Source organism: Alteromonas sp. ABD4_190 (genome assembly GCF_056160105.1).
Genome location: NZ_JBSWWN010000001.1, coordinates 3,478,737 through 3,503,245 on the forward strand (window position 1 = coordinate 3,478,737; position 24,509 = coordinate 3,503,245).

Genomic DNA, 24,509 nt, shown 5'->3' on the forward strand with positions numbered 1-24,509 from the left:
TTTTATATTTGTTATCGGCATCTTAGACTTTGCTAGTTACGTGCCAATATGGAGAAATGGTTATTATATTCAACAAAATCAATACCATATGATTTTTGGGAGGGGTGGCAATAAAGTCTAGAAGCATTGGTGTCATTATAATGACACTAAAGTCTAATATACGAAGGTTGTAGTGGAAGTATATTGCCTTAGTTTGCCGTTAAAGAGGTGTTTTTGGGGAAAGAACATGCCCCCTTAAAGATAGGGCGCAGTTTTAAAATTGCCCGTTACCTATAAGTGTGTGCAACTTTTGATTTTCGGTAAGCAGTTTCTCAAAGCGTTCTGCGTTCAATGGGCGACTGTATAGGAAGCCCTGTAACATCTCGCAGTCGTAACGACGCAGTATGTCTAGTTGAGATTCTTCTTCTACACCTTCGGCTACCACTTTAAGACCTAAATTGTGGGCAATATTAATAATGGCCGCAGCCATATGTCTGTCTACACTGCTCTTAGCAATGTCATCAATAAAGGCCTTGTCTATCTTTAAGGTGTTAAGCGGGAAACGTTTTAAATACGCCAGCGACGAATAGCCGGTGCCAAAATCGTCCAGCGCCAGGTGAATACCGCGCTCGCGTAGTCGAGTCATCATTTGAAGGCCGTTTTCAGGGCTTTCCATTAGCGTGCCTTCGGTAATTTCACACTCAAGATGCAGTGGTGACAGACCAACATCGCTTAATATTTTATTTATCCTGTCGTCTAAATCAGGCAGTTCAAACTGTTTAGCAGAAATATTCACGGCAACACGGCCGCTAAACAAACCTTGCTTCACCCAGCGTTTAGTATCGGCACAGGCCTTGCGAAGCACCTGCTCGCCAATCTCAATAATTTGACCTGTCTGCTCTGCTAACGGAATAAACTGCCCTGGGCTTACTATGCCTTTCTGCGGGTGTTCAAAACGCACCAAGGCTTCCATACTGACTAACTTACCAGAGGCTATATCGACTTTAGGCTGGTAGTATACAGTGAACAGGTCGTCCTTAATGCCTTGACGGATCAAGTTTTCAATTTGCAGCTGCCTAACCGCGTTTTGATTCATCTCACCACTAAAGAACTGATAGCTGTTGCCGCCGTTATTTTTCGCAAAATACATGGCTGTATCCGCGTTTTTAAGCATTTCTTGGGGTGACTCACCGTCATCAGGGTAAAAGGCAATACCAATACTCGCGCCCAGCACAAACTCTTGTTTATTGATAATAAAGGGGCGTGATAAGGTATCTAACAAGCTTTGTGCATAATGGGTCACTGTATGAATATCGGCGTTATCTTCCATTAAAATACTGAACTCATCGCCGCCTAGTCGATAACAAGTGGCACTTTTGCCTGTAATACGCTGTAGCCGTTTAGCAATTTGCTTAATTAGAATATCGCCAGTTTGGTGGCCCAGCGAGTCGTTTATCTTTTTAAAGTTATCCATATCCAAGCACAGAAGAGAGTGAGCGCTGGACTTTCGCACCAAGTTTTGATGACTTGCTTGGAAAAACGAACGGTTAGGTAGCTCGGTTAGTGGGTCCACATTGGCAAGTTTTAAAAGCTCTTTTTCAGTACTCTTACGAGAGGTGATATCGCTGAAAACACCCACGAAATGACTAATTTTGCCGTCTTCATCGTGCACGGCATCAATATTAAGCTCCATTTCGTAGCGTTCACCGTTTACCCGCACGCTCTCCACTTCACCCGACCAGTTGCCTTTAGATTTTAGGGTTTTTTTAATTTCTTCGGTAAAGGCATCGGGGTATAAATGAAAATGCATATAGCTGGCAAGGGCCTGGTCGCGAGTTTCACCGGTATAGCTGCAGTATGCATTATTAACGCTGATAAACTTAAATTGGGTATTGGTAATAAATACCCCTTCGGAAATATTCTCTATCGAGCGCTTGAACAGGTTAAGCTGCTCTTCAGCTTCTTTTAAGTGGTGGATGTTCTTTAACGTACCCGTCATTCGCACTGGTTGTTCGTTATGGTCCCGCTCTACCACTTTTCCGCGATCGAGGATCCATATCCACTGATTTTTAAACGTCTTGGCACGGTAGGCCAATTCGTAAAAATCACTATTACCCTCTAAGTGCTCTCTGAGCGCAGATTTGACTCGGATAATGTCGTTAGGGTGGATATTGGAATCGTAGGCGCTGGTGGTACGAATGTCGTCTTGAGGAAAGTCTAGCGTGCCCCAGGTGTTTGCACGGTACACCTGACCTCTGTATACATCCCAGTCCCATAGCTCATCGCCCGAGCTCCATAGCGTGAGTTTTAAACGTTCTTCTGATTCTTTAATCGCAAGTTGATTTGCCTTTCGTATTTGGTATTGGCGCAAAATAAAGGCAAAAAGAGCCAATGCAATTAAACCGTAGAAAACAAGGGCAACGGTATGAAGCCAAGGGGGGCGCTCTATGGTTATTTTTAAACTTCTACTTTCAGACCAGGCTTTGCCGGGCTCTTTCGCTTGCACTGAAAATACATAGTTTCCGAAGGAAATATTGTTAAACTGAGCAGTACGTTCTTTATCGACGTAAACCCAGTCACTCTCAAAACCGGTAAGCTTGTAACGATAGGTTACTTGGTCTGGATAAACCGGGTTAACCAGACCAAAGGAAATACTGAAGCGGGTTTCATCATGCTTTAGCGCTAACTGTTCTTCGTAAGTGATATTTTCTTTTAAAGACTGATAACTTGAAGAGTCTTCACTTTTGTCTTGTGTATATCTAGTTTTTTCAACTGAACCAAACACACTCACTTGATACAGTTGCGGAGGGAGGGTTTTCTCTACTTGATCATTAACGTTTATTGCTTGCTTTGAAATTTTAACAAAGCCTTTATTACCACCAAAATAAATTGTCTTATCAGAAATGGCAATGACGGCGCCTTCACCAAGTGAGTTAAATTCCAACTGGGCGTTGGGAATACTATCAGCCTCTCTGAGCGAAGGTAGGTGAACCTTATGCACGCCCATTGCATCGGAATACCAAATGCTGTTTTCTACAGCTACTGTTGAAGTTATAAAACCACTTTGGTTGTCTCTTTTTTGTTTATTAATTAGGGCGAAGCTATCTTTATCTAACTGAATCACCCCATCAGAACGTGTAGTCAACCATAAACCGGAAGGGGTTTCATGTACGCCATAGACCATTGAATTTAGGCCGTTTGATGAGCCCAGCACTCGAATTATTTCACCCTTATTAACCGAGTAAATAACAAGTTTCTCACCGGCCCTAAACCAAATGTTATTGTGACCATCTTCATAAATGGCTAACATATCCCCCTGTTTCTCTGTCAGAGCTGTATTTAACTCTTCAGTGTATTGAGCCTTGCCTGAAATAGTGCTTATTGAATGTATTTGACCAACCGCTACCTGAACCCAAATGGCTGAGTCACTTTTAAAGATATAATCGATAAATGAACCTTTGAAATACTCACGCACTAATTCCAAACTGTCTCCAGAATCTCTGACTACAAGTAAGCCAACAGACGAAGCAATCCAGATATTATCTTGTTCATCAATTTCAATGTCCCAGTAATGTATGGCGGGGTCCATTTCTTCGAAAAACTTGAAAAAGGATACCTTGCCTGTTTCTCGGGATATTTTACCTAGCCCTTTTTGCTGAGAAATTAGGTAGAGTGTTTTATCGTTGCTTTCGGCAAAGCCCCACAAGGTAGAATAATTATCGTCGCTGTGGCGCTCGGAGTTGTAAACAGGTTGAAAATGTACACTGGCATATTCGGGGTGATACTTAAAAGCACCGCGGTGAAAGGTTGCGGCCCAGACCACGCCCGTACGGTCCTCAATTACTCGAAATACGATTGCCGATGGAATGCCAGTAGAACTATAAATATCTGAATTCAAATGCAAATAATCAGGTCGATAATCAGCCGATATAGAGCTTTCAGCAGCGCCTGACAGTATAAACAGTCCAATATAAGTGCCCACCCAAATATCTTTATCTACGACAGAGATTGAAAAAGAATTAACCTCTTCGGTTACGCCCAAATCATCACCCTGAATTCGTTTTAAAATACGACCATTAGACGCTAAAACAATAAGACCTTCATTTGTCGCCAACCAATAATTGCCGTTAATTATTGTGATATCGTGCAGTGCACGAATATCTAAAGAGATACCCCAAGGGTTGACCTTGCTTGCGTTGTGCACCTCCAGCGTTTCAGTGTCTATTAAGGCAGCGCCAAACTCATTAGACCCCACCCATATGCGGTTTGCCTCTTCATAAATTACTTTGATAAAGCTTTCGTCTTTAAAGACTTGAGTGAGCACGCTGATTTGTGAAGTCTGCTTCGAATATCGGTAAAGAAATTTCTTATCTGAGAAAAGGATATCACCGTTCTTAGCCTCTGAAATCGCGGTTATCAAATCTGTTTTTATTACAGAGTTTTCCTTGTCGAACACTTTAAAACTGTCTGACTTTGGCAGGTAAAGCGCCAGCCCTGAATGGGTACCAACCCATAATTCACCTTCAGAATCGACAAATAGTGTTTTAATGAAACCAGAAGGTAAGGAATTAGGATCGACATCTGATGGGTGGTATTGCTTTACGTTATAACCTGAATAGCGGTTAAGGCCGTTTGACGTGGCTAGCCAAATAAAGCCCATATGATCTTCGACAATATCTAAAACAGCAGTGTCTGAAAGGCCGTGTTGCTTATTTAATTCTGTGAAGTGAAGATCAGAGACTTCGATCGCCTTCGCAGGATTAAAGAAGATTCCTGACAAAGCCAACGAAAAAAGCAGCATTGAATAGATTAGGGTTGAGCGCACCTATACACCTTTGGCATACGCCATTTATTATCTTTTTAATTTTACCGGCAGCATCCCTAACAACCAGAAGAATAAATATGCCGAATTAACCGAGTCTCTACAAGGACTTTTTAGAGATAGCAGGGATGATGGATTACTTATTAAGCAAAACTAAATAAATCCGGTGTCTATTTATCGACATCGAAGTCAAAAACTTGACGTTTATCTTATCACTAAATGTTAGATTTGAATTTTAGATATGTAAGGTGTTGACAGAAAAGATATTATTCTAATAAAAATTGAAGTTGACTATTTTTAAAAGACGGTAAAATTACCGCCTAAACAATGTACTAAACAGCCAGTGAAGAGAAAAACGAGCGGCGCTGGGCGCGAGTAACAGCGTGAGAGTAAAGCGCTATAATCAGTAATACGGTATTTCTTGTTTGAAATGGGAAATACTGTTTATTGTACGCTTCTCTTGAGTAGGAATAGCCTCGAACTTTCCTTTCGAAAAAAGAACAAGTTCTCCACAGCGTTCGCGCTTAGCGAGTTGGTGTGCAAAATCTTGAATTTCTTCAAAACTCAACGCTTTCACTCGTTCTGCTAGTTTAACGTTTCTGTTAAACCCTAAGTCTTGGGTACCTAAACTCACCCATAATCGCTGAGACTTCATCGACAGCGTAAGGTCTCGCTCTTCCAGCTGCTTAATGAGGTTTTGCTGAATAGTCGGCCAGTAGAAGCGATAAAACTCAATTTCATTTAGCTGCTGAAACAAGAATTCTGTCATAGCATCTAGTAAATGTTTTGGGCTACATTGCGGGCTTTGAATATAGAACGCCATGCCGGGATGCTGGTTGTGCGGCACATAGCCAGTTCCAACAATATAACCTAATTGCTGTTCTGTTCTTAATGAATTGAAAAACGGCGCGGCCAGCATTTGCTCGAGTACCATACAAAGCGCCGTGTCGGTTAAGCCCGGGGAGGGAGCTTGAAGATAGAGCACTACCGCTGAGTCATCGTGCTTACAAAGCACTTCATGGTAGAGCGTGCCGCCCACGGGAAGTTTAGATACCGCTCGTGAAAGCGGGCCGCCGCGGGCATTTGTGCACTGCTCTTGAAGATTCTTTGAAAAGGCTTTTGCCTCTTCGCTAGTCCAGTTCCCGTGCATAAATGCTTCACTAAAATAGTGCCCCAAAGCGCGACTTCTGCAATTTAGCATTTGCTCAAAGGTGATACTGTCTATTACATCTAATAGCTCTATTGGTGCCTGAGTGTTGCGTTGGATAAGTACACTTAACCTCGAAAACAAGCGGTTAGTGGGTTTATTTAACAGCGAATTGTGTAGGCTCTGAATTTGCAGCGCTTTGTGATGTTCAAAGGCTTTTTCATCAGGTATGAAATCAAGCACGGCAGCAAGAAGCTGGTTGGCTAATAAAGTTTGTTGATTAGTGAAGCCTCGTGTGTGAAGCGTAAACCCAGCCTGATGTCCGTATATACGATAATGCAGGCCTGCTATCTCGGCCCTGTAATATTTCGCCTGCAGGTAATCATTTAAGGCGCCCAGCCAAATACGTTTTGCAGCAACAGCCAGTAAAGAGTCAGAAAATTCCGCTACGTCAAAAGAGATATAAATATCGCCTTTTGGGCTATGGAACTGCTGGTCTTGGGCAAACCAAAACCGATAACCGCCATTGTCCACCAACTTATTAGGAATATTGAAGCCCGTCTCAGGCAATATAAGGCTGTATTCGTTTGCTAAATAAGGGTTGGGTGGTGGAAGCTGTAATTCACTAATAGTCTTTGGTGAAGCAAGCTTTTGCAAAAGCGCCGGATCAATTTTCTCTACACTGTATTCGGCCTCGTAGAACGCACACACTTTTGTCGTTTTTACGTCTTTCGAAATAACTTTCAGACGAATGTTGTCCGGAGTAAAGTAGGATAAGGCATCTTCAATGACGTATTTATCATAGCTGCCTATGGTCGAACGGAGTTTACCTAATTCGTCTTGGCCGAAAATGAACTGGTGCTGTGCGTATTCTATTACCACGCTAAGTGGCTTGATATTTTCTTCGTACTCAAGTGCTAGCGTATTTAACTTTGATTTTTCGTGAAAGCGCCAATCTTCGTGAGAGGCCTCACGGATTATTGAGATGTAACTAAATAGTGCTTCCAATACGCGGGCTTTGTTATCCAGCCCGGTTTGAGTCAGCTGGAAACTAACATTAAAGTCTTTAAACCTGTCTCCCTCAATGCCCGAGCCGGCAATAAGGTTTAGCGCCCAGTCTTTTTCTTTAAGATAGGCAAGCAAACTACCTTCGCCCTCATCCCCAATTAAATGACTAATATAATTCAACGGTTTGGTTTCATAGTCATTTTGTAAAGCGGGTAGGGCAAAGGTCACTATCATCCGCTTTGCTGACTGTAGCGGGTGTATGTTTATTTGTATGCCCAACTCATTTTCGGTGTAAAGTGCTGGCCAGTCACCTGACGCTAACTGTCCTGATGGCATGGTGCCAAAACATTGATGCGCTAATGCCTCAAGCTGAGGTAAAGGCATAGTGCTAGCAATGCATAGGCACATGTTTTTTGCACAATAATAAGTTTGATGAAGTGCTTTGAGTTGTTGCTTTAACGCAGTGCATCCATGTTGAGAAAAGGTATCACTGTTACCTACTGAGAACTTAGCGAAAGGATGCTTTGGATTACAGGTTTCTTTGTGAATTTGATAAAGGCGACGAAGGTCATCTTTCTTCTTGAACTCAAATTCCGCATGAATGTTCTTGATCTCGTTGGTGAGTGCTTCTTCCTCAAATAAAGGTTGTCTGAGCATATCTGCAAACGCAGGCAAGGTCTGCGCAATCGCGTCACTACTACAATTATAATGATAGTTGGCGTATTCGGTCCCAGTCCAAGCGTTTATTGCGCCCCCATGCTGTTCAATGAAGCCATTTATTGCATTGGGTTTGGGTAAGTGACGGCTCCCCATGAAAAGCATGTGTTCTAAAAGATGGGCTAACCCCTGGCAATCGTTGGGGTCGTAGAAATGTCCTGCCCGTACCGCAATAGAAACAAACGACTCATTTGCCTCAGGCGTATGACACAGCATAACACGAAGGCCATTTGGCAAAGTTATGTGGTGCGCGTTTTCTAAATTGATAGAGTTATTCACATTTTCTCATATATTGTCAAAGGCACCTTACTGCTGGAGCATCTATTAATATAACCTTCAAAAAACATTAAATAATAGTCGAAAATTCTCATTATTCACGGTTTAGCGCTAGGCGTAGATTCAGCTCTCTGATATCGTTAGCGTACTTTCATTAATACTATGCGCAATGTTATGTCAGGTCAAAGTAGCAACGACGACATTTATCTTTTCATCATGCGTCACGGTGAAGCAGAAGCACCTCGACTCGATGACAAAAGTAGACAGCTAACGTCAGTTGGCCGAGAACAGGCTAACTCTGCAGCACTGTGGTTAAAAGAGCAATATTGCACCGAGGGTATTGTTGATTTAGCGCTAGTAAGCCCCTATCGCAGAGCAAAACAAACCTTTGATATGGTGTCGCTAGACGTTGAAGCGGGTAAAATCGAAAGTAATGAAGATATAGTACCAGAGGGCTCGCCGCGTTTGGTAAATGACTATATTGACGGCCTGCTTCACGCAGCCGCAAATTCTAAAAAGCCTATTAAAAAGCTACTTGTCGTTAGCCATATGCCACTTGTTAGCTATTTGGTTGACGAGCTCTGCCAGTCTTATACCACCAGCCTATTTTCGACAGCGTCAATAGCCGTTGTAAAGTACTCACTGCACGAACATAAGGGCACCTTAGTTGAGCATTACCAAGGTTTCTAAAATCGCCCTTAAATTAAACAGCAATTGAACAAATAATTGTTAAGTATATTTCCATCCGGTCGATAGCCTCTTTGAGAGTGTCAAAGTTTATTCTAATGAAGGGTTGGGAAATGGACAGCAAATCTATTCCTGAGCTCCTTAAGCGTTCATTGCAATCGCATATGGCGGAGGCTGATTTACGTGAAGATGAGGAGACGCAGGATATTATTGCCAAGTTATCTGAACTGTCAGATAAAGTCGCTGCCGCGAAAGCGAGAGCGCTGGCGAATCGGGCGCAGCGTCTCGCTGATGAAGTAAAAGGCTAGTTGATAGAGCCGAAAGTACAATAAGCACTACATTGCTTAGTGGTCGCTGTTCGACTCTTTAGGTGCAACATAGTATTCCGGCATGACTCTGACAGTTTTTATCATGCTTTCTGATATATCGACTATTTCAAGTGGGTAGCCCGCCAAACGAACACTGACTTTGTTTTCAGGGATATCTTCAAGATACTCAAGCAATAAACCGTTGAGGGTTTTCGGTCCTTCGGTTGGTAATTTCCAGTCCATTTCTCGGTTTAATTCACGCACGTTAGCGCTTCCGTCGACCAGTACCGAACCATCTTGCTGTATATGGGCTTCTTTACTGTGATCGGGAACCATACTGGTAGTAAAGTCACCGATAATTTCCTCTAAAATATCCTCTAGGGTGACTAATCCCATAATATCGCCATATTCATCGACCACTAGTGCAATGCGCTCTTTCTCCGCTTGAAACTTATACATAAGCGTATGCAGTGGCGTAGATTCGGGGGTGTAGTAAATTTCCCGCACTGCGCGAAGCAGGCTTGACTTGGTAAACTGATCTTTCGATAAAAGTCGCAGGGCATCACGTACGTGCACAAAACCTACCGCATCATCGACACTATCGCGGTATAACAACACTCGGGTGTGCTGAGCATGGGTCAAGGCTTTTTGAATTTTCTTCCAGTCATCATTAATATCGATGGCAAAAATCTCAGCGCGGGGCACCATGATATCTTCGGCAGTTACGCTTTCTAGGTCCAGAATGCTAACCAACATGTCTTGGTGACGCTTAGGGATCATAGCACCAGCTTCAAACACTACGGTTCTTAATTCTTCTCTACTCAATGAATCATCATTGCCATTTGCCGGGCTAATTTTTAGCAGTGCAAGAATGCCGTTAGTTATACCGTTGATAGCTGCGACAAAAGGGTAAAGTAGGGTGAGTAATGGAAGCAGAATAATAGAACTAGGAAAGGCTATCTTTTCAGGATAAAGTGCTGCCAAGGTCTTAGGGGTGACTTCTGCAAAAATGAGTAGAACTAACGTTAGGCCAAAGGTTGCGGCGAACAGCCCCCAATAGTCACCAAATAGGCGAATACAGAGTATGGTGGCAAGTGAAGAAGCCGCAATGTTAACAAGGTTGTTACCGATGAGGATAAGGCCGATTAGGCGGTCTGGTCGTTCTAGAAGCTTAGCAACACGCATAGCTGAGCGGTTGCCTTCTCCCTGCAAGTGCTTAAGTCGATAGCGGTTTATCGACATCATGCCTGTTTCTGAACTAGAGAAATACGCAGATAGTAATATGAGTACGCCGAGCGCGATAAACAGCGTACTCGTTGATATGTCGTCCAATTAAGGTTTTCCTGTACAAACTAAGGCTTCAAATGTATTGATTTGAGGGGGGAGTTTCAAGGGGAAATTGTTGATATCAACCTAAATACTTAGAAAGTTTAGTGTAAAGAGTGAGCCGCCTAGCAATGTGGTAGATAGATTCGGCGGCTACAAATATGTTTATTTAAAGAAGGAACTCGCGCACTAACTTGCTACCAAAATAGGCAAGAGATAACAGCGTGACACCCAATACCGTCATAACAATGACTTGGCGTCCTCGCCAACCTCTTAGTTTTTGGCCTATCAGAAGAATAAGAAAAACCACAAGCGCAGCAGCGGAAAGCACCGTTTTGTGCGCATAGGTTTTGTTAAACATATCCTCTAAAAAAACAAATCCGCTGATAAGCGATACCGTTAATAGGCAGGTGCCCGCAAGTAATAGCTTAAACAAGATATTCTCTACCAGCATCAGAGGGGGCAGCGATGAATGGAGCAGCGCGGCACCTTTCTGTTTTAGCCTATAGGTGATGTAAGACATTTGAAGTGCATACAAAAACGCAATGACCAAAGTACAGTATGCAAACAAGGATAGGCTAATATGAATCACTAAGCCCGGCTGCAGTTCAATATGCATGATGTACGACACGGGAATAAATTGTGAGGCGAGTACCGTGAGACTTGCAAAGCCGAACACAACCGGAAGTAAAATAAGATTAGGAATAGCGCGGGCAAATATAAGCATGGAAACGGTGATTATCCACGACACTAATGAAAGCACGTTGGTAACACTCATGTCTTGCCCAGGCGCGACAATAATTACGTTGGTTAGAAAAGCGATATGTGCAATTGCTCCAACACTAGCGATGGATAGTCCTAATCGCTTATTCGGGCCGTCTTGATGTACGAATTTGCCAATAAGTACTGCCGCAGCTAATGCGTAGAGTAAAGCAGCAGAAATGGCGAAAAGGGTGTTCATGATGCGTCCTGTAATAGGTAGGTGATGTCTTCACCGATTGAGTCGGTATTGATACTGCAACTTGCAAGTAAATTCAACCATCTCCTTGATTTTGTTTGTTTCACACCCACTTTTAATGTGGGTATAGGAGCATGGAAAGGCAATTTGTATTCCATATCTACTTCGAAATTCGTACATCTAATTTCGACAACCTTTAACGCAAAAGTTTAAAAATTTAACCGCAATTGTGGGTACGTTACCGTTCGCTTTTACGTTACAATGCGGGCATTACGTCTGAAATAAAAAGAAGTTTCATACTATGTTTGAGAATTTATCAGAACGCTTAGGCCAGACATTACGAAATGTCAGCGGTAAAGGGCGTCTTACTGAAGACAATATTAAAGAAACGCTACGCGAAGTGCGTATGGCGCTACTTGAAGCCGACGTTGCGCTACCCGTGGTAAAAGCGTTTGTTACACAGGTAAAAGAGCGTGCAGTTGGTACCGAAGTAACCAAAAGCCTCAAGCCTGGCCAAGTATTTATTAAAATCGTTCAGTCTGAACTAGAGTCTGTGATGGGGGAGGCGAACGAAAAGCTTAACCTAGCAACTCAACCTCCGGCTGTCGTTCTTATGGCGGGCCTACAAGGTGCGGGTAAAACCACCTCTGTAGGTAAGCTTGCGAAATACCTAACTGAGCGCGAGAAAAAGAAAGTGATGGTAGTGAGTGCCGACGTCTATCGTCCGGCCGCTATCAAGCAGCTTGAAACCCTTGCCGGTGAAGTGAATGTAGCTTTTCACCCGTCAACGATTTTACAAAAGCCCATTGATATCGTTAACGATGCCATTGTTGAAGCGAAGAAGAATTTCTTCGATGTACTACTAGTGGATACAGCAGGTCGTTTGCATGTCGACAACGACATGATGGACGAAATCAAAGAGCTTCACGCTGCTGTTAAGCCAATTGAAACTCTGTTCGTGGTTGATGCCATGACAGGTCAAGACGCTGCGAATACCGCAAAGGCGTTTAACGACGCGCTACCGCTAACCGGTGTAATACTGACCAAAGCAGATGGTGATGCACGAGGTGGTGCTGCGCTGTCGGTTCGTCACATTACCGGTAAACCCATCAAGTTTATTGGTATGGGGGAGAAGGTTGATGCACTTGAGCCTTTCCACCCTGAGCGTGTCGCTTCTCGTATCTTGGGAATGGGTGACGTACTTAGCCTTATCGAAGAGGTTGAGCGTAAAGTAGATAAATCAAAAGCCGAAAAGCTAGCCAAAAAGGTACAGAAAGGTAAAGGCTTTGATCTGCAAGACTTTAAAGATCAGCTCGAGCAGATGAAGAATATGGGCGGCATGATGGGGATGCTTGATAAGCTGCCTGGCATGGGCGGTATGTCTGATAAAATTAAAGATCAGGCGAACGACAAGCAGTTCAATCAAATGGAAGCCATCATCAACTCAATGACACCAGCTGAGCGTGCGCGCCCTGACATGATCAAAGGTTCACGAAAGCGTCGCATTGCGGCAGGCTCAGGTACGCAAATTCAAGACGTAAACCGTTTGCTTAAGCAGTTTACGCAAATGCAAAAAATGATGAAGAAGATGTCTGGCGGCGGGATGAAGAAAATGATGCGCCAGATGAAAGGCATGATGCCACCGGGTGGTGGCGGCTTTGGAGGCCCGGGTGGTCCGGGTGGTCCGGGCGGTCCAGGTGGATTTGGCGGGGGCGGCTTCGGCGGAGGCGGCGGCTTTCCCCCACGCTAATTCGCTATAGTTCAAAAACTACCAAAAACCTCAATAGCAGCAATGCGTTGAGGTTTTTTTAATTTTTTTTGCATCCAGTATCATTCATCAATCGTTTGGCTTGTTGAACAGGACGTGGGTAGTACTGATCGCATCGCGCGGTTAAGCGGCGTCACTTCACTAAACAACAAGTTCGGAGATGAAGATGGAATTCAATAAAACATCACAACAAAAATTAAAACTGTCACTATTAGCTACAGCCATGGTGTTCGCACTTAGTGCCTGTGATGGTGATGACGGCGCAGATGGTTTAAATGGAGCTGACGGTACAGACGGTGTTGACGGCGCGCCAGGACAAGATGGAGCTCCGGGCTTCGCTGCGGGTACTTTTTTGGTTGCGAATAATGGCGATGCTAATCGCAATACGGTAACTGTAGTAGATCAAAATGCCAATGCACTCAGCACGGTTACTACAGGAGCTAATGAAGGCATTGTTTTCACTGGAAGCGGTGCCTTGGTGCAAGCTGGTGACAGTGATTTACCCTTACTGAGGACATTGTGTAAATTCGATACCCAAACCAACTACATGATGAATACGGGTAACGAAATAACCGGTACAGCAACAGGTCTGGTTAACCCCAAAGGTATCGCGTTTGCTGAAGATGCTGGCCTAGTCATGGTAGCTGATTTTAACGGTCAAAAGGTAAGCGTTTTTGGAGGGCAAGCGTCGGGAGACGTTGCGCCTGTAGCTGAGATTATGGTTTCCGCAAAACCATGGGACCTGGCATACGACGAACAAAACGATAGATTATTTGTGGCTCTAACCGATGGTACGTTAGCGGTATACGACAACGTAGCTGGTTCGGGCTTTGCGCCCACAGTAATGCGCTCGGTGGTGCCTTCTGATGCAGATGGCAATCAAATATCAGTTAACCTTCATGGTATTGTATATGAGCCTATGTCTAACCGCATGGTAGTTTCTGATGTGGGTGATGCAGCAGTTGCAGACGATGGTCAAGTTTTTGTATTAGAAAATATCTCGTCGGCTGACGGGGCTGTCGTACCAACAAGAGTCATCGGTGGAGCGTCGACTCAGCTTGGTAACCCAGTAGACATTATCCTAACCGGGTCTGACCTTCGCGTGGCGGAAAAATCAAACGACGCCATTCTGGTTTTCTCAAATATTTTCAACGGAGAGAGCGGTGATATTGCACCGACGTTATCAACGCCATCGGTAAAGCCGGAGTCTTTGGCTGAGTTTAAAGAATTAGATGAAATGAAAGACGCTTCTGACGACGGGATAACGACTATGCCTATTATAGGGCTCTCGGTATCAAGTAACCCTTCAACAGAAGGGGCGACAACAGGTGAGGTTGCCCAATACAGCGCTACATTATCTAGTGACCTGAGTTCTTTTAACGCAGGTACGAGCATTGAAAGTGCCGCGTTTACGGCAAGTGGTGACGGTGTTATCACTTTTGATGATGTGGATACATCAACAGGCGGCTTACTAGTCATCAATCGCTTGAAAACTATGCGCGATGGGATGACGTACAGCGATAGCTACGACCACATGATTATGGGTAGCGAAACCGGACTGATTGCACCGAAGGGGTTAGACATTGCTTCTGAAGCCGGTGTGGTATTTGTGGCTGATGTTAATGAAAACACGCCTGCTGTAAGAGTTTTTTCGCCATGCGCATCGGGTAATGTCGCGCCTCTATTAACACTTGAAGCTGCTAACGGGGCTCGCCCTTGGGATGTGGATTACGACCCATCGACTGACAGCGCTTATTTAGCATTAACCAACGGTTCGGTTGCCGTGTTTGAAGAAGTAATGCGCAGACTGCAAAGCGGTGAGGCCGTTATTACCGGTGAGGATAGATTAATCGTACCCGCAAGCGACGGTGCTGCATTTGAGGCGCCAACGAACATCCATGGTATAGACTACGATAGCCAAAGCGATAGCCTTGTTATTTCTGACGTTGGTAGCGCTGCAGATGCAACAGACGGCAAAATTTACGTTATTCCTGGTGCTGGCAACGCAGATGGTTTAACCGATGTATCGGTTAATATTGCGGGTCCTAGTTCGATGTTGGGTAACCCAGTAGATCTAATGCTCAGCAATGGTCATGTTTATGTAGCGGAAAAATCAAACGGTATGATCCTTCGCTTCGATAACATTTTAAATTCAGCCTCGGGAGACGTTGCGCCGACTTTCAGCATGATGTATCCCGCGCCTGAGTCTGTGAATGTACTAGCTGTTAAATAGGTAAGGTAGTGGTTGGAAGGCGCATAATAGCGCTTTCCAACGTGATAGTTTAAAAACACACTGTCAAAGCTAAATGAGTGCGGTAAGTAAATCTGAGTATTGCTTACCGCCTTTTTTAAAAGAACCTTTAAAAACGTCTTTCGACTACTCCCAAATTCCCTTAAAGTGAAAACATCGATTGAGTAGCTTCAATTACAAATCAAAGCGTACCTTTTCTAATAACGAAGTCAGCAAACTTCACTCGTTCTTCTTGCTGGCGTAATTTATCTATTTCAGCGGTAGAGCGGTAGATACCCCACTTAGGGCGGATAAAGTCCTCGTCAGATACACCTCGCCACATATCGATATCTGTTTCGTTAATGTCGACTATAGTCGCGTCGTCACGAACGCGGGTTATTTGCAAGATGAAGTCGCCTTCTTCGGCAAAGGTTGCTTGCACAAATACCTTAACCCACTCATCGGCGATATCGCTCCAGTTTGCTCGAACTAAATAAACATCACTGGTGCGAGAACCGTCAGAGTTAAACCCTACACTGTGTCTTACTTGTAGTTCTTTGCCTGAGCTGTCTTTTTCAACAGCAGAAAGGGTAATGACGGGTTGATCGTCGTTACCGTTACTGTTGTCTTCACTGTCATTTCGCGCTTTAAGCTGGAAGAAGTGGCTAAACCTGCTCGTTAAAGACATATCGCTGTCGACATAGAAATACCATTCAAACTGCATGGTTTCTCCTTCAAACCCGAGTACTTCGACATCGCTTTTGTCATAGGTTTTTATTTCGTTGCGCTGACGGTCCGACTGAACACCTTTGTTGAAATCCTCATCTCGGTGGGCTAAAAACACAAAGTGGGGGCCTACAACGCTATCGGATTCCTCTAAAATATGCGGCGTAGAAGTATGGTCACCAGCGAATAAGTCGGGGGCTTCTATGCTGCCTTCTCCAAACACGCTTTCTATCGATGCGTAGGTTTCGCTAGCGCTGGCAGCGCCCGTGGCGCTCAACATGACTTCAGACTTTAGGGTAAACTCTGCTTGCTCTTCAGTGGGCGTTTCTCCACCACCTTGAGAATCAGGTACAGCCACAGATTGAGAAGTTGTATCACTCATAGAGCTACTTCCACAGGCCGATACCGCTGTTATCACCAATGCAATTAAAAAGAAGTAGAAAAGTACTTTTAGGGTTTCTTGTAGGGCGTTTTCGTTTTTGTTGTTTGTAGACACGGTTTTTACCAAATGTTTCTTATTGGTTAATAAGATGTTTTAAAATTGGTTAACCAGCAAGTGTAAAAGTTAATCTAGTAAGAAAAATTATTGAAATTTTATTTTTGATTCGAAGCGGCGCAAACCTCGATAAAGAGAAACATCAAATGATTCTGGCGCCATAGCGTGCTTTGTAACCAACAAATCATTGCGCATCTGTGCAAATTCGTGAATTCATAATACACTGACGGGCTACATCGTGCGCATGTGCGCGGCTTCTATTCGATATACCGCTTTTTTGTATATCAAAGCAGGCACAATTTTGTGCTGTGTGAGGATTCACACAGCAGAGTTATTGATACAGGAACACTATGGCAGGCTTAAAACGTATTATTCTTATCGACACGCATTTACCAGGCGTGGTCGAGCTAAAGCTTGATGGACACACCAATATTTGTGGTACCAATGCGTCGGGTAAAACCACGCTTCAGCGACTTATTCCCGTGTTTTACGGCGAATACCCTAGTCGTGTGGTACCAGCAACCCGTGACAGCTTTGAACGCTGGTACTTACCGCGTTTATCTAGCTTTATTATCTATGAATATACACGCGCGGAAGGCGACCTATGCCAAGCTGTATTAAGCTCAAACGGAACCGGTTTAAATTACCGTTTAATTGGCAAGCCGTTTGAAATCAGTGATTATTTAATAGAACAAAAGAACGGCAAACACGCCAGTGTAAGCAGCGCCGAGCTTGCACGCGCCATGAAGCGCAACAACATATTGGTAACCAGCTTACTTAATACCAAAGACTTCCGCGCCATCATTCAAAACGATCACGGTGTGCTTAACCAGAGTAACAATGCCCGTGAGCTATTAGGCTACGCTAAAATCTTTAGCCTTTGCGAACCGTCGAAACACATGCGCCACATCGAGAAACTGGCTAAAGCGGTTCACTCTAAAGAAGGCAAGATGGAAACCATTAAAGCCATGATTGCCGCCATTTTAGAAGAGGATGGCGTTACGCCACCTACTTCAGGCCTAAGCCGCCACCGCGTCGATGACTGGATTAAAGAATGTCACTTAATTAAACAGTTCGACAAAATTCGCCCTGAATTTTCTAAACTCGAACAAGCTGACATGGCGCTAACCACAACAGAGCAAGTGCTTGCTAACCTTAAGCATAGCTTCGAGCTTGATAAGACCTACTTGGCTGCGCGCGTTGAAACAACAAAGAATGAATTGGATGAGAATAGCTTCCAGCGCAAACAAACGGACAGCGAGTGGGGTGATACCCGTGATCACCTAAACCAGGTAATTTCATCTGCTCGCGCTGATGTTGAGAAGTTCACCAGTGAACTTGATACGGTAGAGCGTGAATTCGATAAGTGGCAAGACGAAAATATTGAGCAGCTTAAAGAAGACGTCGCAAATTTGTCGCAGTGGCAAAATGAAAAGGCCATGGCCGATAGTCGCTATGTACTGCTTACTGAAAAACACCAGGATATTGAATCGGCCTTCAACAAGCGCTTGGCTGAGCTAGGTGAAAAGCTGTCAATTACTCTAGAAGAAATGTCAGCCGCACGCCAAGAAGCCGCAGAGAATAAAGCTGAGCAGCAGCAGAGCGAGCGTGAGGCGTTAAGCCGCATTCAGAGCGACTACAATAGTCAGCTAAGTGCGCTTCAGAACGACTACCAAAATAGTTTAAATGAGCTAAAAGTCGCGGAAGCTGAACTGAAAGCTTCATTGAGTAACGCAGGCTACAACGAGTTTGAACAATCTCAACTCGATATTCTTGATGCGGCCATTAAAGAAGCATCTATCAATGAAGATGCAGCGCGCGGTGAACTGCGACAAGCGCAGCAGGCGCACAGTAAATCAGTTGAGTTTCGTAAAGAATGTTCAAATGCGTTAGATAAAGCACGCAACGCCTTTCAACAAGAAGAAAAAGCGGTTAACAAAATTAATGCGCTTCTTTACCCTGGCGAAGGCTCGCTACTTGAGTTCTTGCGCGCCAACGTCGATAACTGGGAGTTATCCTTAGGTAAAGTTGTTCGCCCTGAGCTACTAGAGCGCACTGATTTAGCGCCTGCTATGGCAAAGGATGCACAAGACGACAGCGATACCTTTATGGGCGTTAAGTTAGCACTTACTGAACTTGACACCCCAGACTATGCCTTTACCGAGCAAGCCCTTAAGCAGCAATTGCAAGAAGCTGAAATTCGTCAGGCCGCTGCTCTAGCCGCCCAAAACGAATGTGAGCAGCGCCTAGCGAAAGCCAACGAAGACGTGCGTAATGCCGAGCTTGTGGTTACCCAAAAAGACAATGCCGTTAAAAGTGCGGAAGCTAGCCGTAAACGTGCACAGCAAGACCGCGATACGGTACTTAGCGAATATCAGCAGGCGCTTTCTGCACGTAAGCAAAAAGCCAAAACTAAGCTAGAAGCGAATCAGCAGTCGCAAAAGCAAGCAAAAGCTCAGTTTGAGCTTAGCCGAGACGAAATTAAAGATCAGCAGCGTGAAGCCGAAACTGAGCACAAGTTCCATTGGCAGCAGCTCATCGCTGATAGTGAAGCGCGGATTTCTCAGCTTGATAGCGATATGCGAAAAGCGAAGGACAGCGCTGCTCAAGACCGAAAAGATATGCAGGATTGGCTGGAAAGCGAATTGAGCAATCGCGGTGTGGATGTTGATGAAATAGGTCAGCTTAAAAAGCAAATCAATAAGCTTAAAGAAGACATTACGCGCACTGAAACCCACCGTCATAAAGTAGCCGACTATGAACGTTGGTACACTAACGTGTTTACCAAGCAAAAAGTGGTATGGCAAGAAGGTTTGTCTAAGTCGCGCAAGTTATTGGGCGAATCTGAGCGTAATTTAGCCAGCAAACAAGCTACCTATAAAGCTAACCGCGAAAAGCTTCAAGAGCAGCACGGGCAGCTTGAAACTACGCTTAAAACTGCCAGTGAGCACCTAGAACAGGTTAAAACCTTAAGTAAATCTCTTGCCAAGCTTACCCTTCAAGCAGGTGATGAAACGGCTGAAATTAAGCACGATGATGTCAGTATTGGTCAGCGTATTTCAGAAGTGCAAAGCCAGCTTCAGGAACGTGAAAACTTATTGAGCGATGTACGAGCTTATGTAGAACGATTCGATCAGCTTATAGCAGCGCAAGCAGGTACAGGTTTGTCGGATACGTGGGAGCGCGCCCGTGAAGAGTGTGCAACGCTGAACGCCCACGGCGTGAAGAGCTTTGATCACCGCCGCATGGTGTCGCATTTAGCACAGCTTCTAAACGTGATTGTTCCGCAGAAGCTACAGGGCTTGCGTGAGCAAGGCCGTATCTTTGGTGCCGATCTTTCGCAATACTACTTTGTACTTGCCGATATCGACAAACGCATTGTGTCGCAAAGCCGCCGTATTACCCAAGAGGTCGACGGCGACCTTTCTCTTGATGGTGTATCAGACTCGGCTGTTAAAATTCGCTCACGTATTAGTGAACTTGAATTCTGGCCCGAACTTGAGCAATTCAGAAAGCTCTATGAGCACTGGATGGAAGAGGGGGCTAACGAGTTACCAGAGGAAGAGTACGGTCAAAGTATGCGCCGGGTTCTTGATATTCTTGGCCGTGCAGCGCTTACGGGCGGCATCAGTAAGCTACTTGATATCGAGCTTCATCTACGTGAGGGGAACAGCGACCTTGTTATCCGTACCGACCGCCAGCTTAATGAATCATCAAGCCACGGTATGGCCTACCTTATTCTGTGTAAATTCTTACTCGCTTTCACCCGTCTGCTGCGCGGCGATGCCGACGCCACCGTGCATTGGCCGATCGATGAACTAGGTACACTTCACCAAAACAACGTGAAGAAAATCTTTGAAGCGTGTCAAAACAATAACATTAGTGTAGTCGGTGCATTCCCGAACCCTGAATCGGAAGTATTGACGCTATTCGAAAACCGCTACTTGATAGATAAAGTAACTCGCCAATTGCAGGTAGTTCAACCGAAAGCAAGTTCGATAGGCGCACGCATAAAACTAAAAAAAGAAGCTGAAAAGAACAGTGAAGTAGCAGGCAAGGAGACTTCAGCATGATGACAGAACAAGGCCGTGTACTAAGTGCACTTTTACAAGGCGCGTTTATTTGTCAGGTGACCGATGAAGAGGCGTGGCGTTTTCTTAAATCAAGAGATAACGCTGCACAGCTAGAGCCTCACTTAGCATTGCTGAACCGCACACTCTCAACTACCGCAGAAGGTGATGTTTTCTTTGCTAGCTTTCTTACCATTGGTGAGAACGAACGCAAAGTACTAACCCAACAGTTCCAAGATACCACTTCTAATTTGGTACCTCTGGTTGAGTGGTTGTTACTAGTTCAACAAGCCAATGAATCTGACATGCCAATAACCATGGGTAGCGCTATTCGTTTAAACGAGCTGCAAACGACCATTGAAGACACGCCCGCTTATGCAGAGCAGCTAGAGAAAATTTCTCGCTATCGTATGTTTGGCTCTACCAGCGTGAACTTAGATGGTCAGCTAAAGCAGGTCTTTAAACGCTTAACAGAAATGGGTTACCTAATTAAACCTAACCCGGATAAACAAATATATTTAGGCACAGGCAAGATAGAGCACCTTTACGAAATGCTGCGCTTTATCGACGAAACCGAAGCGCTGAGTTTATCTGAGCAGGCGGAGGCCGCTATTTCGCAAGGTAGCTTAATATGAGCCAGGTTTTGATTCAGGCGGGGACCAAACTACTTAATGCACTGGGGCGTCACAGCGACCTTATTATGCAGGCGTATGTTAATGGTTCGGTGAAAGAGCGCGACCATAGCCCAAAGGTATTGGAGCAGCTCGTTCAATTGGGAGTCTTATGGCGCCCCGAAGCGCAAAGTGAATTGCGCTTAAAAAGTGCGGTAAGAACGCTTTTAGAAGGAAGCTTGCAAGACGAACGTAACCGAACAATTAATGCGAATATTGGTGCGTCGCTGGCAAGCCTTAAAACCCTAACCGAGCACTATAAAGAAGCCCTTCACTACAACAAGTACAATGAAGCGGCAGCCCACATGGGCGATTTGACCGAGCATGTCTATCAACTTTCAGAATCATTGAGTAATAGCGTGCGTGTCATGTTTGGCCGTATTAACAATGAGTTTGGCTACGTGTCGTCGGTTGATGCTAAAATTCGCGAAAACGAGCTAGCGCAGGGGCAGGTAACGGATTTGCTCGCTCAGCTTGAGTGTTTCCGCTTCGATGAGTTAAGTGAACTGGCTGGGTCTAACCGCGAGCTACGCCATTTATTGGTAGTATCACTCCAGCAGCGCTTTGCCAAAGCCGCGCAGGAGCTATCGGTAGTACAAGCACGCTTATTAGACTTGTTGGGCCGGTTCAGAGAGTTCCAAGGTCGCACACGTTTGCTTAAAGGGTTTTTGCTACACATGGAGCAGCAGCCTGATTTTGCGCCGGGTAACTACGCCAACCTGACCAATGTGCCAGTATTGTTTAATCAATCAGATTCGATTATTACCAATGCAGCGCCTGATGTTAATAACGTTGAGCATGAAGCCGATTATCAAAATATAGTGGCGTCGTTAACCCACGTACACAAACGTCAGACTAAGCACGAAGACACGAAGCCGGTCGATATTGATGTGACGGAGCAATCGACCTTGTCACTTGAAAAAGATCCATTGCAGCAAGCGGTAGAAGCATATTTCTGCGAAGTCATTGATTCTGGCCAGCCTAAAACAGCACTGGATTATTTTGAAGAACATGCCTTAGATTTTGATCCTGAAGTGTGGATCTATCAGGTGATTGGGGGCTATCAAGCCCTAAACGATGAAGATAAGCAGTTTTTTGCATTAGAATCTCACGGTAATAACGATAAAGTCTATACGGGGAATTTTTATATAAATGATATCACCTTGGGCTTGCGTTAACGTAACTTCTTAATCTTACCCATTGCTTATCAAGGTAAGTCTGGCCCACGTTTGATAGGGGGCCAGGCTTTCTTACAATGCCAGTTGTTCAACTCTAAACAAAAAATTACTGCCTTTTTTAATCCATGTTTACATCGTAGTCACACTAGATTTTGAGATGTATGACACTTGGAACCTGTCAAAAAACACCTATAATGCAATAGGTGTTTACACTTATTTAACATTGTGAACTAAAAGCTTCATCGCTGCGTAATGCTACCGTCAATTCTGCGGTCTACATTGTTGGTCCTGTTAAGCCTTAGAACCAAAGTAAAGGTTTACAGGTCCTATTGCAGTTAATCAGCGGCTAAAGTGTTTTCGATGTTTAATAGCGCAATGTAGACACTGAAATTTATCGCTACTGCTAGGATGCAGAGCATGTTGTGGTACTGCCGCGTACAGTACGAAGAGGAAGAGTGTTATGCAATTATCAGAACAACAAAGTTTTAACCAAGCCCTAATCAAACTTTCAGTGTTACTCTATCAGGTTGATGGAATGGTCACGTTGACAGAACAAGACTACCTGAATGCAATGGTTGAGTCTTTAGACTGGCAAAGCCCGATCTGCCGCGAAGCTTTTCTAAACGACACGATTTATCAAGCTCGAAAGGCCATCGACACAGGCGACACTGTTACTTTCTTAAAAAGTCTTAAAAACGACTTATCGTTTAACGCAGAAAAAACACTAGAAGTTGCTATGGCGATTACCGGTGTGGATGGCGAGCGTAGCGAGGAAGAAACCGAGCTTCTATCATTACTTACCCATAAACTACTCGCCAAGGCATTAGTTTCGGGTAAAGATACACTACAATAATCGTTTTATTGTAATAGACCTACACGGTAAACATGCCAAACTTAACTACTAAAGCAGCATACGCATATGCTGCTTGTTTAGCGCTGTTCTTATTAAGCGGATGCCACTCGTCACAAAATTCTCAATTCAGCGCCAGTGCACAGGCCTTTCCAGTCGGCGTAAAACCTTTTGATAACTACTTAATTGAAGTAGAACGCTACCTGCTTGAACATAGGGCGTTTATTTCTGACGACAAAGCACAAGAAATGTTTATGAACATGCCGTTTGAATGCGGCACGCAATACAGTGATTTTGGCGTTTTGCTAGTTCATGGATTGGGCGATTCACCTTACTTTTTTCGTGATGTTGCGAACGCCATGTGCAATGAAGGCCTTCACGTTAGAACCATCCTGTTGCCAGGACACGGCTCAAAACCCGGAGACATGCTATCCGTAAGCTACGAGCAGTGGCAGTCAGAAACGAATCATCACATACGGCTTTTTTCCGAAGAAGTAGACAATCTCTACATTGGTGGCTTTTCGACGGGGGCTAATTTGACCACAATAGCAAGTTTTTCGATGGCTGAAGAACTTGATATAAAAGGGCTAATGCATTTTTCACCAGCCTTTAAGTCACGCTTCTTTGTGTCCCGTTTAGCGCCTTATATCGACTCATTATTTCCTTGGCCTAATGTCGAAGAAGAAGACAATCCAAGTCGCTATAATTCCACCGCTATGCCTGGTTTCGCTGCCTATCAGGAAAGCGTAAACGTGCTTCAAGAGTTGTTTTCTCAATCAGAAGGAAAGCGAACTTTGAACCTTCCTGTGCTAATGGTGGTGGCCGAAAAAGACAGCGTGGTTGATACCAAAAATATTGCTGAACAATTTAGAGATAATTTCATTCATCCGCGTAAGTGTCTATTGTGGCAGGGAGAGGAGAAACCTGAAGTGCCTGATAATACACTCACTATGCAAACCATGAACTTACCCGAGCAGCGAATTAGTGCGGCTTCTCATATGAGTACACTTTTTTCTAAGCATAACTCCTTGTATGGAACGGAAAGTAGGTTTCGCATTTGTGACAACGGCCAAGGAAGTGATGCTGAAGCGCGCTGCAAAGCAGGGGAAGAAGTATGGTATGGACCTTGGGGATTTGAACCAGAGGTCGAAAACAACAAGCTTAGCAGTGATAAAGAAGAAAGAGTGTATGCAAGGCTCACGTATAACCCTTACTTCGAGAGGATGGTAGATCAGCTGCTGGCCTTTACAGGCAAGACTAAAGTTAAAGCTTTTTGTAAGACCTAGTAAGAA

Annotated in this window: 14 protein-coding genes; 9 read left to right on the forward strand and 5 right to left on the reverse strand. The window is 44.4% G+C overall.

Annotated elements, in window-relative coordinates; translation table 11 throughout:
- Positions 1-253 precede the first annotated feature (253 nt).
- Both ACXAFM_RS15195 and ACXAFM_RS15200 read right to left on the reverse strand, forming a co-directional pair.
- A complete protein-coding gene (locus ACXAFM_RS15195; protein ID WP_474835075.1) occupies positions 254-4,804 on the reverse strand; it encodes an EAL domain-containing protein in 4,551 nt (1,516 codons plus the stop codon).
- Between the two features lie 400 nt (positions 4,805-5,204).
- Entirely contained in the window at positions 5,205-7,952 is a 2,748-nt protein-coding gene (locus ACXAFM_RS15200; protein WP_474832116.1) for an insulinase family protein, read from the reverse strand.
- Positions 7,953-8,123: 171 nt separating this feature from the next.
- Between ACXAFM_RS15200 and sixA the strand changes: the two genes are divergently transcribed.
- Both sixA and ACXAFM_RS15210 read left to right on the forward strand, forming a co-directional pair.
- Entirely contained in the window at positions 8,124-8,639 is a 516-nt protein-coding gene (gene sixA / locus ACXAFM_RS15205; protein ID WP_474832119.1) for a phosphohistidine phosphatase SixA, read from the forward strand.
- Positions 8,640-8,749: 110 nt separating this feature from the next.
- Positions 8,750-8,944, forward strand: a complete 195-nt coding sequence (locus ACXAFM_RS15210) for a hypothetical protein (RefSeq protein ID WP_474832220.1) — start codon at positions 8,750-8,752, stop codon at positions 8,942-8,944.
- Between the two features lie 36 nt (positions 8,945-8,980).
- Here ACXAFM_RS15210 and ACXAFM_RS15215 read toward each other — a convergent pair whose 3' ends face one another.
- Positions 8,981-10,276: an HlyC/CorC family transporter gene (locus tag ACXAFM_RS15215; RefSeq protein WP_474832122.1), complete on the reverse strand. Its 1,296-nt coding sequence runs from the start codon at positions 10,274-10,276 to the stop codon at positions 8,981-8,983.
- A 163-nt stretch (positions 10,277-10,439) separates the two neighbouring features.
- Positions 10,440-11,231 (reverse strand): cytochrome C assembly family protein, encoded by a 792-nt coding sequence (locus tag ACXAFM_RS15220; protein WP_014948818.1) that lies wholly within the window; start codon positions 11,229-11,231, stop codon positions 10,440-10,442.
- 298 nt (positions 11,232-11,529) lie between these two features.
- On the opposite strand from ACXAFM_RS15220, the gene ffh reads away from it, so the two are divergent.
- Together ffh and ACXAFM_RS15230 are read left to right on the forward strand one after the other, a co-directional pair.
- Positions 11,530-12,978, forward strand: a complete 1,449-nt coding sequence (ffh, locus tag ACXAFM_RS15225; protein WP_474832125.1) for a signal recognition particle protein — start codon at positions 11,530-11,532, stop codon at positions 12,976-12,978.
- Between the two features lie 184 nt (positions 12,979-13,162).
- Positions 13,163-15,229: a hypothetical protein gene (locus ACXAFM_RS15230; RefSeq protein WP_474835077.1), complete on the forward strand. Its 2,067-nt coding sequence runs from the start codon at positions 13,163-13,165 to the stop codon at positions 15,227-15,229.
- Between the two features lie 199 nt (positions 15,230-15,428).
- On the opposite strand, the gene ACXAFM_RS15235 is transcribed toward ACXAFM_RS15230, so the two are convergent.
- Positions 15,429-16,448, reverse strand: coding sequence for a heparin lyase I family protein (locus ACXAFM_RS15235; protein ID WP_474835078.1), 1,020 nt, complete (start codon positions 16,446-16,448; stop codon positions 15,429-15,431).
- 350 nt (positions 16,449-16,798) lie between these two features.
- On the opposite strand from ACXAFM_RS15235, the gene ACXAFM_RS15240 reads away from it, so the two are divergent.
- The 5 genes from ACXAFM_RS15240 to ACXAFM_RS15260 all read left to right on the forward strand — a co-directional run bounded on the left by ACXAFM_RS15240 (position 16,799) and on the right by ACXAFM_RS15260 (position 24,503).
- On the forward strand, positions 16,799-20,521 hold the full coding sequence (locus tag ACXAFM_RS15240) for an ATP-binding protein (protein WP_474835080.1): 3,723 nt from the start codon (positions 16,799-16,801) through the stop codon (positions 20,519-20,521).
- Positions 20,518-21,153, forward strand: a complete 636-nt coding sequence (locus ACXAFM_RS15245; RefSeq protein ID WP_474832135.1) for a condensin complex protein MksE — start codon at positions 20,518-20,520, stop codon at positions 21,151-21,153. Before ACXAFM_RS15240 ends, ACXAFM_RS15245 begins: the two co-directional genes overlap by 4 nt.
- Positions 21,150-22,367 carry a phosphoenolpyruvate carboxylase gene (locus tag ACXAFM_RS15250; RefSeq protein ID WP_474832137.1) on the forward strand — a complete coding sequence of 406 codons (1,218 nt, stop codon included), beginning with the start codon at positions 21,150-21,152 and terminating at the stop codon, positions 22,365-22,367. The genes ACXAFM_RS15245 and ACXAFM_RS15250 overlap by 4 nt, the downstream gene beginning before the upstream one ends.
- A 460-nt stretch (positions 22,368-22,827) precedes the next feature.
- Positions 22,828-23,220, forward strand: coding sequence for a TerB family tellurite resistance protein (locus ACXAFM_RS15255; RefSeq protein ID WP_118489827.1), 393 nt, complete (start codon positions 22,828-22,830; stop codon positions 23,218-23,220).
- Positions 23,221-23,252: 32 nt separating this feature from the next.
- A complete protein-coding gene (locus ACXAFM_RS15260; RefSeq protein ID WP_474835082.1) occupies positions 23,253-24,503 on the forward strand; it encodes an alpha/beta hydrolase in 1,251 nt (416 codons plus the stop codon).
- Positions 24,504-24,509: the final 6 nt, after the last annotated feature.

Coding starts and splice junctions, on each gene's coding strand:
- ACXAFM_RS15220 (WP_014948818.1), bottom strand. CDS start 11,231: ATGAACACCCTTTTCGCCATTTCTGCTGCTTTACTCTACGCATTAGCT.
- ACXAFM_RS15255 (WP_118489827.1), top strand. CDS start 22,828: ATGCAATTATCAGAACAACAAAGTTTTAACCAAGCCCTAATCAAACTT.
- ACXAFM_RS15260 (WP_474835082.1), top strand. CDS start 23,253: ATGCCAAACTTAACTACTAAAGCAGCATACGCATATGCTGCTTGTTTA.
- ACXAFM_RS15250 (WP_474832137.1), top strand. CDS start 21,150: ATGAGCCAGGTTTTGATTCAGGCGGGGACCAAACTACTTAATGCACTG.
- ACXAFM_RS15245 (WP_474832135.1), top strand. CDS start 20,518: ATGATGACAGAACAAGGCCGTGTACTAAGTGCACTTTTACAAGGCGCG.
- ffh (WP_474832125.1), top strand. CDS start 11,530: ATGTTTGAGAATTTATCAGAACGCTTAGGCCAGACATTACGAAATGTC.
- ACXAFM_RS15210 (WP_474832220.1), top strand. CDS start 8,750: ATGGACAGCAAATCTATTCCTGAGCTCCTTAAGCGTTCATTGCAATCG.
- ACXAFM_RS15240 (WP_474835080.1), top strand. CDS start 16,799: ATGGCAGGCTTAAAACGTATTATTCTTATCGACACGCATTTACCAGGC.
- sixA (WP_474832119.1), top strand. CDS start 8,124: ATGTCAGGTCAAAGTAGCAACGACGACATTTATCTTTTCATCATGCGT.
- ACXAFM_RS15230 (WP_474835077.1), top strand. CDS start 13,163: ATGGAATTCAATAAAACATCACAACAAAAATTAAAACTGTCACTATTA.